This is a genomic window from Streptococcus sp. F0441 (genome assembly GCF_000314775.2).
Lineage (GTDB): Bacteria > Bacillota > Bacilli > Lactobacillales > Streptococcaceae > Streptococcus.
Genome location: NZ_KB373321.1, coordinates 1,609,429 through 1,622,098 on the forward strand (window position 1 = coordinate 1,609,429; position 12,670 = coordinate 1,622,098).

Annotated in this window: 13 protein-coding genes and 1 riboswitch; of the genes, 6 read left to right on the plus strand and 7 right to left on the minus strand. The window is 40.6% G+C overall.

Translation table 11 applies throughout. The annotated features are described in order from the left end of the window. Positions 1 to 47 precede the first annotated feature (47 nt). Together HMPREF9188_RS07800 and HMPREF9188_RS07805 are read right to left on the minus strand one after the other, a co-directional pair. Positions 48 to 683, minus strand: coding sequence for a DUF421 domain-containing protein (locus tag HMPREF9188_RS07800; protein WP_000174434.1), 636 nt, complete (start codon positions 681 to 683; stop codon positions 48 to 50). Next, positions 680 to 1,135: a DUF3290 family protein gene (locus tag HMPREF9188_RS07805; RefSeq protein WP_009730499.1), complete on the minus strand. Its 456-nt coding sequence runs from the start codon at positions 1,133 to 1,135 to the stop codon at positions 680 to 682. Before HMPREF9188_RS07805 ends, HMPREF9188_RS07800 begins: the two co-directional genes overlap by 4 nt. Positions 1,136 to 1,268: 133 nt before the next feature. Here HMPREF9188_RS07805 and HMPREF9188_RS07810 point away from each other — a divergent pair, with 133 nt between their 5' ends. The 4 genes from HMPREF9188_RS07810 to HMPREF9188_RS07825 all read left to right on the plus strand — a co-directional run bounded on the left by HMPREF9188_RS07810 (position 1,269) and on the right by HMPREF9188_RS07825 (position 4,687). Further along, positions 1,269 to 2,096, plus strand: a complete 828-nt coding sequence (locus HMPREF9188_RS07810) for an exodeoxyribonuclease III (RefSeq protein WP_009730500.1) — start codon at positions 1,269 to 1,271, stop codon at positions 2,094 to 2,096. A gap of 11 nt (positions 2,097 to 2,107) precedes the next feature. Beyond that, on the plus strand, positions 2,108 to 2,494 hold the full coding sequence (locus HMPREF9188_RS07815) for a bleomycin resistance protein (RefSeq protein ID WP_009730501.1): 387 nt from the start codon (positions 2,108 to 2,110) through the stop codon (positions 2,492 to 2,494). Between the two features lie 133 nt (positions 2,495 to 2,627). Next, positions 2,628 to 2,723: riboswitch (purine riboswitch) on the plus strand. A 120-nt stretch (positions 2,724 to 2,843) separates the two neighbouring features. Continuing rightward, positions 2,844 to 3,425 (plus strand): xanthine phosphoribosyltransferase, encoded by a 582-nt coding sequence (locus tag HMPREF9188_RS07820; RefSeq protein WP_009730502.1) that lies wholly within the window; start codon positions 2,844 to 2,846, stop codon positions 3,423 to 3,425. After that, on the plus strand, positions 3,425 to 4,687 hold the full coding sequence (locus tag HMPREF9188_RS07825) for a nucleobase:cation symporter-2 family protein (RefSeq protein WP_009730503.1): 1,263 nt from the start codon (positions 3,425 to 3,427) through the stop codon (positions 4,685 to 4,687). The genes HMPREF9188_RS07820 and HMPREF9188_RS07825 overlap by 1 nt, the downstream gene beginning before the upstream one ends. A 55-nt stretch (positions 4,688 to 4,742) precedes the next feature. On the opposite strand, the gene HMPREF9188_RS07830 is transcribed toward HMPREF9188_RS07825, so the two are convergent. Further along, a complete protein-coding gene (locus HMPREF9188_RS07830) occupies positions 4,743 to 6,233 on the minus strand; it encodes a Sau3AI family type II restriction endonuclease (protein ID WP_009730504.1) in 1,491 nt (496 codons plus the stop codon). 114 nt (positions 6,234 to 6,347) lie between these two features. Here HMPREF9188_RS07830 and HMPREF9188_RS07835 point away from each other — a divergent pair, with 114 nt between their 5' ends. After that, entirely contained in the window at positions 6,348 to 7,613 is a 1,266-nt protein-coding gene (locus HMPREF9188_RS07835) for a DNA cytosine methyltransferase (protein ID WP_009730505.1), read from the plus strand. 40 nt (positions 7,614 to 7,653) lie between these two features. Here HMPREF9188_RS07835 and HMPREF9188_RS07840 read toward each other — a convergent pair whose 3' ends face one another. The 4 genes from HMPREF9188_RS07840 to HMPREF9188_RS07855 all read right to left on the minus strand — a co-directional run bounded on the left by HMPREF9188_RS07840 (position 7,654) and on the right by HMPREF9188_RS07855 (position 11,461). Beyond that, a complete protein-coding gene (locus tag HMPREF9188_RS07840) occupies positions 7,654 to 8,058 on the minus strand; it encodes a PaaI family thioesterase (protein WP_009730506.1) in 405 nt (134 codons plus the stop codon). A 69-nt stretch (positions 8,059 to 8,127) separates the two neighbouring features. Further along, positions 8,128 to 9,615 (minus strand): UDP-glucose--hexose-1-phosphate uridylyltransferase, encoded by a 1,488-nt coding sequence (locus HMPREF9188_RS07845; protein ID WP_009730507.1) that lies wholly within the window; start codon positions 9,613 to 9,615, stop codon positions 8,128 to 8,130. Beyond that, the gene (locus tag HMPREF9188_RS07850; protein ID WP_009730508.1) at positions 9,612 to 10,271 is read right to left on the minus strand and encodes an HAD family hydrolase; all 660 of its coding nucleotides are present in this window, start codon (positions 10,269 to 10,271) and stop codon (positions 9,612 to 9,614) included. Before HMPREF9188_RS07850 ends, HMPREF9188_RS07845 begins: the two co-directional genes overlap by 4 nt. An 11-nt stretch (positions 10,272 to 10,282) precedes the next feature. Then, positions 10,283 to 11,461, minus strand: a complete 1,179-nt coding sequence (locus HMPREF9188_RS07855) for a galactokinase (protein WP_009730509.1) — start codon at positions 11,459 to 11,461, stop codon at positions 10,283 to 10,285. A gap of 164 nt (positions 11,462 to 11,625) precedes the next feature. Between HMPREF9188_RS07855 and galR the strand changes: the two genes are divergently transcribed. Beyond that, positions 11,626 to 12,630 carry a DNA-binding transcriptional regulator GalR gene (gene galR, locus HMPREF9188_RS07860; RefSeq protein ID WP_009730510.1) on the plus strand — a complete coding sequence of 335 codons (1,005 nt, stop codon included), beginning with the start codon at positions 11,626 to 11,628 and terminating at the stop codon, positions 12,628 to 12,630. Positions 12,631 to 12,670: the final 40 nt, after the last annotated feature.

A 12,670-nucleotide genomic window follows, 5' to 3' on the forward strand; every position in this document is an offset into this window, starting at 1 on the left:
CTTTCTGATTGCAAATGGAAACCTGAGGCAGAGACCTCAGGTTTTTCTTATTCATAGGTTACGACTGAGACGACACCCTTGTCATACTCAGCGATAAAGATATTGGCAACATTGTCATACCCTTGTTTGCTGAGGTTATCAAGCAGCCATTCTTCGCTCCGACCAATGGTCTCCAAAATTTCGACTTGGATCACACCGTCTGTGACAACAGGATACTTGGGATTCTCATCTCCCATTTGGACTACGATGAGTTGACCGTTCTGCTCCTGCATAGCGCGTTTGACTTGTTTCATTTGGAAAATTCCCTGGCTACGGAGCTTAAGAGCTACGTCCGCCGCTGATAAACCAACCGAACGGCAAGCTTCTGGATCAATCTTCCCATTTTTGATGAGCAGGGTTGGCTTCCCATCAATCAAACGTTTCACAAAGTGAACATTATTGTTAAGCCATTTGAGAGTCAATACCAGAATGGTCCACATAATCAGGATAACTGCATACTGAAGGATACTGATAGCGCTATTGTAAATCACCCCACCGATGATCCCCCCGAGCACATAGTTCTGAATTTGATCTATCGCTGAGTTAGGCGCTAGGTTGCCCTTTCCTGTCACATTAATCACGAAAACCAGAGAAAAGAGACCCAGGGCTAGTTTGATTAAAATTTCGATATAATTGAGTGTCATTTGTTCACCTCCACCAGTTCAATTGCATCTGTTTTATACAATTCCACTTTCTCTAGCAGGTACTTGTCTGGCTCACTTCCGTTCAGGGCACGATAATAGCGATCACCTACCTTGATAAGTGCACCATCAGTGTTTGTGGAAGTATTGACATAGATCTCTGACTTGTCAACTCCCAATTCTTTGGAAACAAGCTCGATGAAATGAAGTGAAGCTTGAAATTTATTATTAGAAACTTGATTGTTTTGATAAGTCGTGATGCTGACCAAAAGGAGAGCTAATAAGGTCAAAGCTGAAATCATGACCAACTCACGAAATTTGGTCCCCTTTTTATCATGGTAAGCCTTGAAAGCTAGAAATCCTGTCACAGTTAATAGGACAATCCCTAAACCAATCATGATGCCATTTTGCTGACTGATTTGGCTGAGTACATAGTCGTAAGAATAGAATTTCATCTATTTTCACTCCCTTTCATAAAATCATTCTTAATTATAAACGAAAGAGGGTGATTTTTCAAACCATACGTTGGGGAAATGCGCCTTTTTTTGGTATAATATAGTCTGTAATCTGAATGAAAAAGGTAACATTATGAAACTCATCTCATGGAATATCGATTCCCTCAATGCTGCCCTAACGAGTGACTCAGCTCGTGCAAAATTGTCCCAAGAAGTTCTACAAACCTTGGTAGCTGAAAATGCCGATATTATCGCTATCCAAGAAACCAAGCTTTCTGCAAAGGGCCCTACTAAGAAACACTTGGAAATTTTAGCTGAACTCTTCCCAAGCTATGAAAACACTTGGCGTTCTTCTCAAGAACCTGCCCGCAAAGGCTATGCTGGGACCATGTTCCTCTATAAAAAAGAACTCATGCCCACTATCAGTTTCCCAGAAATTGGTGCCCCGTCTACCATGGACTTGGAAGGTCGCATCATCACCTTGGAATTTGATGGATTTTTCGTAACGCAAGTTTACACTCCAAACGCTGGCGATGGTCTCAAACGCTTGGAAGAGCGCCAAGTCTGGGATGTCAAATACGCTGAGTATTTGGCTCAACTAGACAAAGAAAAACCAGTCCTTGCAACTGGAGACTACAACGTAGCTCACAAGGAAATTGACCTTGCAAATCCTGCTAGCAACCGCCGTTCACCTGGATTTACAGACGAGGAACGTGCTGGGTTTACCAACCTCTTGGAAACTGGATTTACCGATACCTTCCGCCATCTTCACGGTGATGTGCCAGAGCGCTACACTTGGTGGGCGCAGCGTAGCAAGACTTCTAAAATCAACAATACAGGCTGGAGAATCGACTACTGGCTCACTAGCAACCGCGTGGCTGACAAGGTGACCAAGTCTGACATGATTGACTCAGGTGCGCGTCAAGACCATACGCCGATTGTATTGGAAATTGAACTCTAAGGAGAAAGCTAATGGACTATCAAGCTGTCATTCCTGAATTTGTAGTATCTGACCTCGAAAAGTCACGCCACTTCTACTGCGACTTACTCGGTTTTAGAATCGAATACGAGCGTCTAGAGGAGAAATTTCTCTTCCTCTCGCTTGAAGACTGCCAACTTATGCTAGAAGAAGGCAGCACAGAAGAATTAGCCCAACTGACCTATCCTTTCGGGCGCGGTGTCAATATTTCCTTTGGCATTGAAGATGTCCCTCAGCTCCACCAAAAACTGCTGGAAGCTGACTATCCTATCCATCGTCCGCTGACCAAAAGAGAATTTCGAGTGGGAGATAGCTTTATTCACCCTCATGAATTTGCGATTTTGGATCCTGATGGTTATTTTTTAAGATTTAGTGAATAGAATAATAGAACCCTACAATACTGTATCTCGTTGTAGGGTTCTTTTTTGTTCGTTTTTTTCATTAAAACACTAACAAAACATTTGATTTCTAAAGCTATTTAGTGTAAAATAATGACATTAACGCTATTGCGTTTGATAATAGTACCATTTTACTTGTTTATGTCGTGAATTGGCACGACGTTTCTACAAGGTGCCGGAACACCTAACAATGAGTATGTCAGCTGAAGGTATGGTGTTGGCCATGCCTATTTTGGGGACTTACTTAGGGGATTAAGTAGGTCCTTTTTCTATTTCTTGCTAGAAACTCTAAACAAGCAAATGAAACATCTTTTAGACTTTAGGAGGTCTTATGAAATTATTAGAAGAGCGCATCCTTCAGGATGGGCATATCTTGGGTGACAACATCCTTAAGGTGGATTCCTTTTTAACCCACCAAGTTGATTTTAGCTTGATGCGAGAGATCGGTAAGGTATTTGCGGAAAAATTTTCTTCTGCTGGCATTACCAAGGTCGTGACTATTGAAGCGTCAGGTATTGCCCCAGCCGTTTTTACAGCTGAAGCCCTAAACATTCCCATGATTTTCGCCAAAAAAGCTAAAAACATCACCATGAACGAAGGCATCTTAACTGCTGAGGTTTACTCCTTTACCAAGCAGGTGACGAGCACGGTTTCCATCGCTGGAAAATTCCTCTCACCAGAAGACAAGGTCTTGATTATTGACGATTTCCTTGCTAATGGCCAAGCTGCCAAAGGTTTGATCCAAATCATCGAACAAGCTGGAGCAAAAGTTGAAGCGATTGGTATCGTGATTGAAAAATCTTTCCAGGATGGTCGTAATTTGCTTGAAAAAGCAGGGTATCCAGTCCTATCACTGGCTCGCTTGGATCGTTTCGAAAATGGTCAGGTCGTATTTAAGGAGGCAGATCTCTAATGCAAAAACAAGAAAAACACTCGCAAGCAGCCGTTCTTGGCTTGCAGCACTTACTAGCCATGTACTCAGGATCCATCCTGGTTCCTATCATGATTGCGACAGCTCTTGGCTATTCAGCTGAGCAGTTGACCTACCTAATCTCCACAGATATCTTCATGTGTGGGGTGGCCACCTTCCTTCAACTCCAACTCAACAAATACTTTGGGATTGGACTACCAGTCGTTCTCGGAGTTGCCTTCCAATCCGTCGCTCCTTTAATTATGATTGGGCAAAGTCACGGTAGCGGTGCTATGTTTGGTGCCCTTATCGTTTCTGGGATTTATGTAGTTCTAATTTCAGGCATCTTCTCAAAAGTAGCTAATCTTTTCCCTTCTATCGTAACAGGCTCTGTCATTACTACGATTGGTTTAACCTTGATTCCTGTCGCTATCGGAAATATGGGAAATAATGTCCCAGAGCCAACTGGTCAAAGTATCTTGCTTGCAGCCATCACTGTTCTAATTATCCTCTTGATCAACATCTTTACCAAAGGATTTATCAAGTCTATTTCCATTTTGATTGGGTTGGTTGTTGGAACTGCCATTGCTGCTACCATGGGCTTGGTTGATTTCTCCCCTGTTGCAGCAGCACCGCTTGTCCATGTTCCAACTCCCCTCTACTTTGGGGTGCCAACCTTTGAAATCTCATCTATTGTCATGATGTGTATCATCGCAACGGTTTCTATGGTTGAGTCGACTGGTGTTTACCTGGCCTTGTCTGATATCACCAATGACCCAATCGACAGCACGCGCCTGCGCAATGGTTACCGTGCAGAAGGTCTGGCCGTCCTTCTCGGAGGAATCTTTAACACCTTCCCTTACACAGGATTTTCACAAAACGTTGGTTTGGTTAAATTATCAGGTATCAAAACCCGTCTGCCAATCTATTATGCAGCTGGTTTCCTAGTCCTCCTCGGACTCCTACCTAAGTTTGGTGCCCTTGCCCAAATCATTCCGAGTCCTGTCCTTGGTGGTGCCATGCTGGTTATGTTTGGTTTTGTTTCCCTTCAAGGTATGCAAATCCTCGCGCGCGTTGATTTTGCTAACAATGAACACAACTTCCTTATCGCAGCAGTTTCAATCGCTGCAGGTGTCGGACTCAATAACAGTAATCTATTTGTCAGCATGCCGACAGCCTTCCAAATGTTCTTCTCAAATGGAATTGTCGTAGCAAGCCTACTTGCCATTGTCCTCAATGCCGTATTAAATCGGAAAAAGAAATAAGAAAAAGAGGTACGAGCCTCTTTTTTTATTTATCAAAAATTGATTACAAATTCAATCAATCCCAATTTCCATCTAATATTTCTTTTATAAACTTTTTAGGCATCCAAAAGGAGTGTTTTGTAATTCTACGTCCATCTGGAAGTTCATCCGTATCAGATAATGAACCTTTCCCAACAAATTTTCCTTTTTCAATTTCATAATAAGTATTTGTAGCGTGTAATTTCGTAAATAAGATTCTGTTTATCTTACTTTGAGGGAAATTGGTTGAAACTTTATTACCATTTTGGGTTAATTTAACTCCGTCAGAAATAATTTGTCTAGTTTCCTGCCACACTCTTTGTATTTCTTCTAATTGTCTATCCTGAAATCCCCAAAACTTGATAGAATCTAATACAAATAACTTAGGTTCAATTTCCTTAAAAACAACGAAGAGAAATCGTTTATTATAAATTTCATTATAAACATGTGATGATTCCCAACTATCTGTTGCTGCTAGTTCTTTGAAACAATACGTTTTAAACGGGGAGTCTTCCTTAGGTAAATTATTCTTATCTACTCGAATAACTCTCAAATTCATGTTCGCTTTTTGAAATTCCTTGGTCTTATCCAAATCCCCTGTTAAACCTAAAATTTTTCTAATCAGAGTACTATTCTTCCCCTTTGCTTTGGGATTCACTTCAAATCTATCGTATAACTCTTGTTCAGAAAAGCCTTTATAAGAGAGAATCTTCTCTGCAATAACCTCAGTAAATGATTTTTTTTCACCTCTAAAACTAGTTAAAACACTTTCTTGATCTGACTGATTAAATATTTTATGATTAATCAGATAAGTCATATAACTTGATTTTAATTCCCAAGCTCTTTGTTTTGCTAATTCATTACTGAAAGGTTGTTGTCTCAAATCCTTTCCTTTACCTGCTCCTTTTGTACAAGTTGACAAATAGTTTCCATCTGATTCTGATAATTCATGTGCTTTACCAGTTTTAATTTTATCAGTAATCTTCTTATAATCTTCAAGGATAACAGGCATATCCTCTTCAAACCATTCATACAAAAAGATTTTTTCAATGACATAGTCTTCCATTGTCTGATTAGGTATTAAACCGTTATAAAAAAGCAATAAAATTTTTGAACATTTTTTCCATAAATGAGTTGAGTAAAAATCTTCTAGATTTTCCTCCATATAATTTAAAATCGTCAATACTAGACGCTCTTTTGCACTAAGTGTACCATTTTTATTGACCTTGAAAGGCGTTACTTTTAACTCCACTCCTATTTTTTCAAAATCAGCTTCCGAATCATTATTAGGTTGGTAACCAAAAAAATATTTTTCAATATAATTTCCGTATTGCCCTTTTGACTTCATACTAATCTTTTTATCATTTACTTCAGAAACTAGTCCTTCACTATAGTCCTCGTATGTTTTATAGAGAGAGCGATTGTATTCTTCCATGACATCGGCAAATTTTCTATTCAATAGTTGGTGAGTATACTCAATAACACTATTGATATCTTCATCATTGTAGTTAAATAAATTTTGATTCATTTTCTTCTCCTGTCTTTACATTATATCAAATTAAACTAAAGCAAACATTAATACTTGATCAATTTTTGAAAATAGTATATAATGGATTAAACTGTAAAAAATTAAGGAGAAAAGATGAAAGTTCTCGAACTATTTGCTGGGGTCGGGGGATTCCGAATAGGATTAGAAAAAGCTGATAAAACATTCTTTGAAACAAAGTGGGCAAACCAATGGGAACCATCTCGTAAATCTCAAGATGCATTTGAAGTCTACAACTATCACTTCCCTGAAAGTAAAAATATTAACATCAGTATCTCTGATATTACAGACGAACAATTTTCAAAAATGGACGCAGATATGATTGTAGGGGGGTTTCCTTGCCAAGATTATTCTGTCGCTAGAAGCAAAAAGAATGAAAAAGGCATCGAAGGAAAAAAAGGAGTTCTATTTTGGGAAATCATTCGTGCTACTGAAAATATTAATCCTAAATATCTTATCCTTGAAAACGTTGATAGATTGCTAAAAGCCCCTTCTAAACAACGAGGAAGAGACTTCGCAATCATGTTAACCGCCTTTAATAATTTAGGATATTCAGTTGAATGGAGAGTTATAAACGCAGCTGATTACGGACGTGGCCAAAGACGTCGTCGAGTCTTCTTCTTCGTTTATCGTAATGATACCAAATTTGCTAAATCTGTTGATGAACAATATGAAAACAATGAATCTGTCGCTGAAGAAAATAAATATGATGAGTATTTGTTTAGAACAGGTTTATTCGCGACTCAATTTCCAATTAAAAACATACCAGTTAAAAATAGACATGTTTTTCATGAGCTTGGAGATGATATCGTAGAAGTTTCTGATAATTTTACAGGTACTGTCTGGAATACAGGTATCATGAGATATGGAAAATACTACTCTATTGATACAGAATCTAACTTTAATGAAAAACCAATTACATTAGGTGAAATTCTTCAAGATGAAAAGGATGTCCCTGATAAATATTTCATTACAGATTCAGCAAAATTGGAAAAATTTCAATTCCTGCGAGGTCCTAAACGAATAGAACGTACTTCTGCAGATGGACATACTTATATTTATTCCGAGGGAGGTATGGCTCCTTATGACGATTTAAATTTACCTGGTCGTACAATGTTAACTTCTGAAGGTACCGTAAATCGTTCAACCCATTTTCTTAAAGTTAATGATAAATACCGTCTTATAACTCCAGTTGAAGCAGAACGGCTTCAAGATTTTCCAGATAATTGGACAGCTAAAAAGAAATTGGCAGATGGATCTATTGTAGATGTTTCTGATAAAATGAGAATGTTCTTTATGGGAAATGCATTGGTAACAGAAATTGTTAGAAAAATTGGTGATTTTATTAAAAAAATAGACTAACCTACTCAAAGATAAAAAAAGAGGTGCGAACCTCTTTTTTCTATATCCTTACCTGTCTCTCATCCGACCGCTGACCTGTGACAAACATAGTAAAGGTTGCCTTACAGACATTTTTGCCATCTTGATTGCTGATAACTACATCCACGACACAGGTTGTACGGCCTTGATGGACACATTCTCCTTTAATGGTTAGCACATCGTCGCGTTTTCCTGCCTTGAGGTAGTTGATGGAGGATTGGAGCGTCACTACGTCTAGTCCTAGCGAGATGAGCACCAATCCACTAATCTGATCACAGAGGGTAAAGAGATAGCCACCATGGGCATTGCCATAGTAGTTGAGCGATGAGTCCACTACTTTGGTCGTCACCTCAACGTGGCCATCTTTCATCTCTTTAATTTCATAATTTTCAAAAGCTGATATAGCGTCAAAATGAAAATCTTTCATATTTTCCTCCTAAATTTCAAACACTATATCATACTACTACTTTTTACAAGACTAGGCAAGAATTATTCACTAGTCTGGTAAAATTTCGACTTGTTCTACAAAGCGCATAAAGGCTGCCTGTCCTTGCTCCGTCTGCTTGTAAACTCCTGCATCCTCTAGAACGCGCGCAAAGATAGCACCCACAGAGTCCTTGACGATTTCAAGGGCTTTTTCTTTATCCGCTAGGTCCGGATGTTGATCTTTGAGCTGGTCTGCCCATTCCTGATGATAAGAGGCAACTGCTTCATCATCGCCTACAAGATAGCTGGCGACTTGCTCCACTTCTGCTTTCAGGCGTGGTGGCAAAATAGCCAAGCCCATGACCTCAATCAAGCCGATATTTTCCTTCTTGATATGTTGGACATCCTTGTGGGGATGATAGATGCCATCCGGATGCTCTGGCGATGTCTGATTGTCCCGCAAGACTAAGTCCAACTCAAACTGTCCATCACGCTTACGCGCAATCGGTGTGATAGTGTGATGCGGTCTCCCGTCTGTCTCTGCTAAAATCTGCACTTCAGGATCTGAATATTGCCGCCATTCCTGTAAAATCTTATCAGCCAAGTTAATCAAATCCTCTTTAGAATCCGAGGTCAAACGTAGCACTGACATTGGCCACTTGACAATCCCAGCCATGACCTGCTCAAAACCAGTAAATCGGAAGGTCTTTTGCAGAGGAGCCAATTCCATAGGAAAAACATGACGCCCTCCCTGATAGTGGTCATGGGTTAAAATAGAACCACCGACGATTGGTAGGTCCGCATTAGAGCCTGCAAAATAGCCTGGAAACTGCTCTACGATAGCCAACAAACGCTCAAAGCTCTGCCGACTAATCGCCATGGGACGATGCTGCCCATCTAAGAAAATACAGTGCTCATTAAAATAAGCATAGGGCGAATACTGGAATCCCCACTCCTGACCCACCATTTCAAAACGGATAATGCGGTGATTGCTGCGAGCTGGGTGGTTGACCCGACCATGATAGCCCTCATTCTCTAGACAAAGCTGACACTGGGGATAATTGCTAGCTTGCACCAACTTGGCTGCCGCAATCTCCTTTGGATCCTTTTCAGGCTTAGAGAGGTTGATGGTAATCTCAAGCTCTCCGTAATCAGACGGTACACGATAAGCAATATTTTTAGCAATGGCCTTGAGCTTGATGTAGTCATTTTTCTGGCTAAGCTGGTAAAAATCTGCAATTGCCTGTTCGGGAGATTGGGCGTAGGTTGTCCAAAAGTCACGATTAACCTGACTTGGACAAGGGGTTACCAAGTCCATCAGTTCAGCACCAAGGATTTCACGCGCAGCCTGACTATCCTCAATCGTCTCTAATCGAACCGCCTCCTCGACCAACTGGTCCTTGAGGTCAATCAAGTCATCCAGATCAGTCTCAACTTCCAAAACACCATCTCCTACTCGTGCCAAGACACGATTGGTTAGGTAGATTCGATCCATTTCCTCAAATGAACTTTCAGCAATGACTTCCGTGATAAATGCATCTAGAACTCCTTGACTCATTGATTCTCCTTCTTACTTTCTAAATAGTCTCTGACAGCATCTAAATCCTGAAAAACTTGTTCTGTTTTATTTAAGAAAGACTGTGCTGGGCATTTTAAGTCTGGAATACAAATAACTGGTATCCCAGCTCTATACGCTGCTTCAATCCCTGCTTCACTATCCTCTAATACTAAGCAATTCTCTGGTAAAACATTCAAATCACTACAGGCCTTTAAATATATATCAGGGTAAGGTTTGCTTCGCTTTACATCTTTTGCAAAAACTAGATGGTCAAATAGGGACAGTATCCCATTACTATCCAAAATCATTCTAGCTCTAGATTCAACACTTGAAGTTGCTAGAGCGATTGGAATACCTTCTCTTTGCAAAAAAGCAAGCAAATTTTTAGCACCTTTTTTTAAATTTACACCTTTGACCAATATTCGAGCTTCCAGTTCATAAACTTTTTCCAAGGTTTGGTCAAAGTTCCAAGGTAAATCATAGGTATCTAAAAATCGTTGAACATTCTCCTCTTCCCTATGTCCACTGTATTCTCTAGAATATGTTTCTTCTGTGAAAGGAATTCCAAAATCTTTAAGCAATTCTTGATAAACTTTTAGAGAAATGATCTCAGTATCAGCTAATAAGCCATCTAAATCAAATATTACAGCGTCCATTTACTTCTCTCCTAGTCTACAACGCGAGTGCCACCTGCAACTTCAGCGATATAGAAGCTTGGAGCGTATCCAACGACTTCCTCGTAGTGCTTGCCAACAGCTTCCTTAAAGGCCTCAACAACATCTTTTTGCACTAAGGCAATGGCACATCCGCCAAATCCTGCCCCTGTCATACGAGCACCAAGAACACCTTCCTGAGCCCAAGCTGTGTGAACAAGGGTATCCAATTCCAATCCAGTCACTTCATAGTCATGCTCAAGAGAAACATGAGATGCATTCATCAAGCGACCAAATGTTTCCAAATCACCTGCTTGAAGAGCTGCTTGTGCTTTGAGGGTACGTTGGTTTTCAAGCACAGCATGGCGAGCACGTTTTAAACGATTTTCGTCTTTAATCAGATAGTTGTATTGGTCAAAGGTCCACTCATCCAATTCACCCAAGGTCTGAATATCCAAGGCAACTTGCAATTCTTCCACGGCTTTTTCACACTCAGCACGGCGTTCATTGTATTTAGAATCTGCCAATTCACGGCGTTTGTTGGTGTTCATGATGACAACAACATTGTCCTTCAAATCAAGCGGCACCAAGTCGTATTCTAACGTATTGGTATCTAGGTAAATGGCGCGTTGGTCTGCCCCCATACCGATAGCAAACTGGTCCATGATACCAGAGTTGACTCCTATAAAGTTATTTTCTGTTTGTTTTCCGATTTTAACCAAATCCAAACGGTCTAGTTTTAAACCAAAGAGATGCTCTGCCACAACCCCTGTCAAAAGTTCCAAGGATGCTGATGATGACAAGCCTGCACCATTTGGGATATTTCCATAAACATAAAAATCAAACCCTTTGTCAATCACGTGCCCAGCTTCTTGCAAGAAATGAAGGACCCCTTTTGGATAGTTGGTCCAGCTGTGCTCTTTTTCAAATTTGAGGTCAGCAAGAGGAACTTCGATAATACCCTTGTCCTCAAAGTTGGCTGAGTAGAAACGCAAGACTTGGTCGTCACGCTTGCGAGCCGCTCCATAGGTTCCCAAGGAAATAGCAGCTGGAAAAACGTGCCCACCGTTGTAGTCTGTGTGTTCACCAATCAAATTGATACGACCTGGTGAAAAGAAAGTTTGGTCTGCTTCTTGACCAAAAACGGCAAGAAAGTCTTTGCGAAGGGCTTCAGTAGTAAGATCTTGTGTCATATAAATTCTCCTTTGATTGTCCGTTAAGTCACCTTAACGTGTAATCGTTTTCTTCTATTGTATCCAAGGGATTTGCTAAGGTCAATCCTTTTTACTAAACTTTTACTAAACTATCGGTAAAAAGAAGAAAAATATGATATACTAACCTAAAAGGAGGAGGATTTATGGCTACTTTAAAAGACATTGCACAGCTAGCCTCTGTCTCTATCGCGACCGTATCTCGTGTCCTCAATCGCGACCAGAGTCTATCTGTTACAGAAGAAACCAGACACCGTATTTTAACTGTCGCTGAAGAGCTGGGCTATACTAAGCACCTCAAGACAGGCGAATCCCACAAACCCAAGCAAAAGATTGCCATTATCCAATGGGTCAGCGAACAAGGGGAGTTGGACGACCTCTACTACTACCAGATTCGTCTCGGTATTGAAAAAAGAGCCCAAGAGTTGGACTATGACATCTTGCGCTATTTTAATGACCATCCTTTTACACTGAGCGAGGAAGTGATTGGCATTCTCTGCATCGGAAAATTTAGCCGAGCTCAGATTTCTGCCTTTGAAGAATACCAAAAACCCTTGGTCTTTATAGACAGCGATACCCTCTCACTAGGTCATACCTGTATTATCACTGACTTTTACACTGCTGTGAAACAAGTTGTAGACCATTTCCTCAGCCAAGGGATGGACCGTATCGGGATTCTAACAGGTCTCGAAGAAACAACCGACCAGGAAGAAATTATCCAGGATAAGCGGCTAGAAAATTTCAAAGACATTACCCAAGCAAATGGTATCTACCATGAAGAACTGGTCTTTCAGGGGAGCTTTACTGCCCAGTCTGGCTATGACTTGATGAAGGAGGTCATTCACAAGCTAGGAGAACAACTCCCACCAGCCTTTTTCGCTGCTAGCGATAGTTTAGCCATCGGCGCCCTCCGTGCCCTTCAAGAAGCTGGAATTAGCCTACCAGACCGCGTCAGCCTCATTTCTTTTAACGACACTAGCCTGACCAAGCAGGTCTATCCTCCTCTTTCAAGCATCACTGTCTATACCGAGGAAATGGGCCGAGCAGGCATGGATATTCTTAATAAAGAAGTTCTCCACGGTCGGAAAATTCCTAGTCTGACTATGCTGGGAACTAGACTGACTCTGAGAGAAAGTACACGGAATGAATAGAAAAAGTGAATAAAGAAATATTCCTTTATCCACCTTTTTG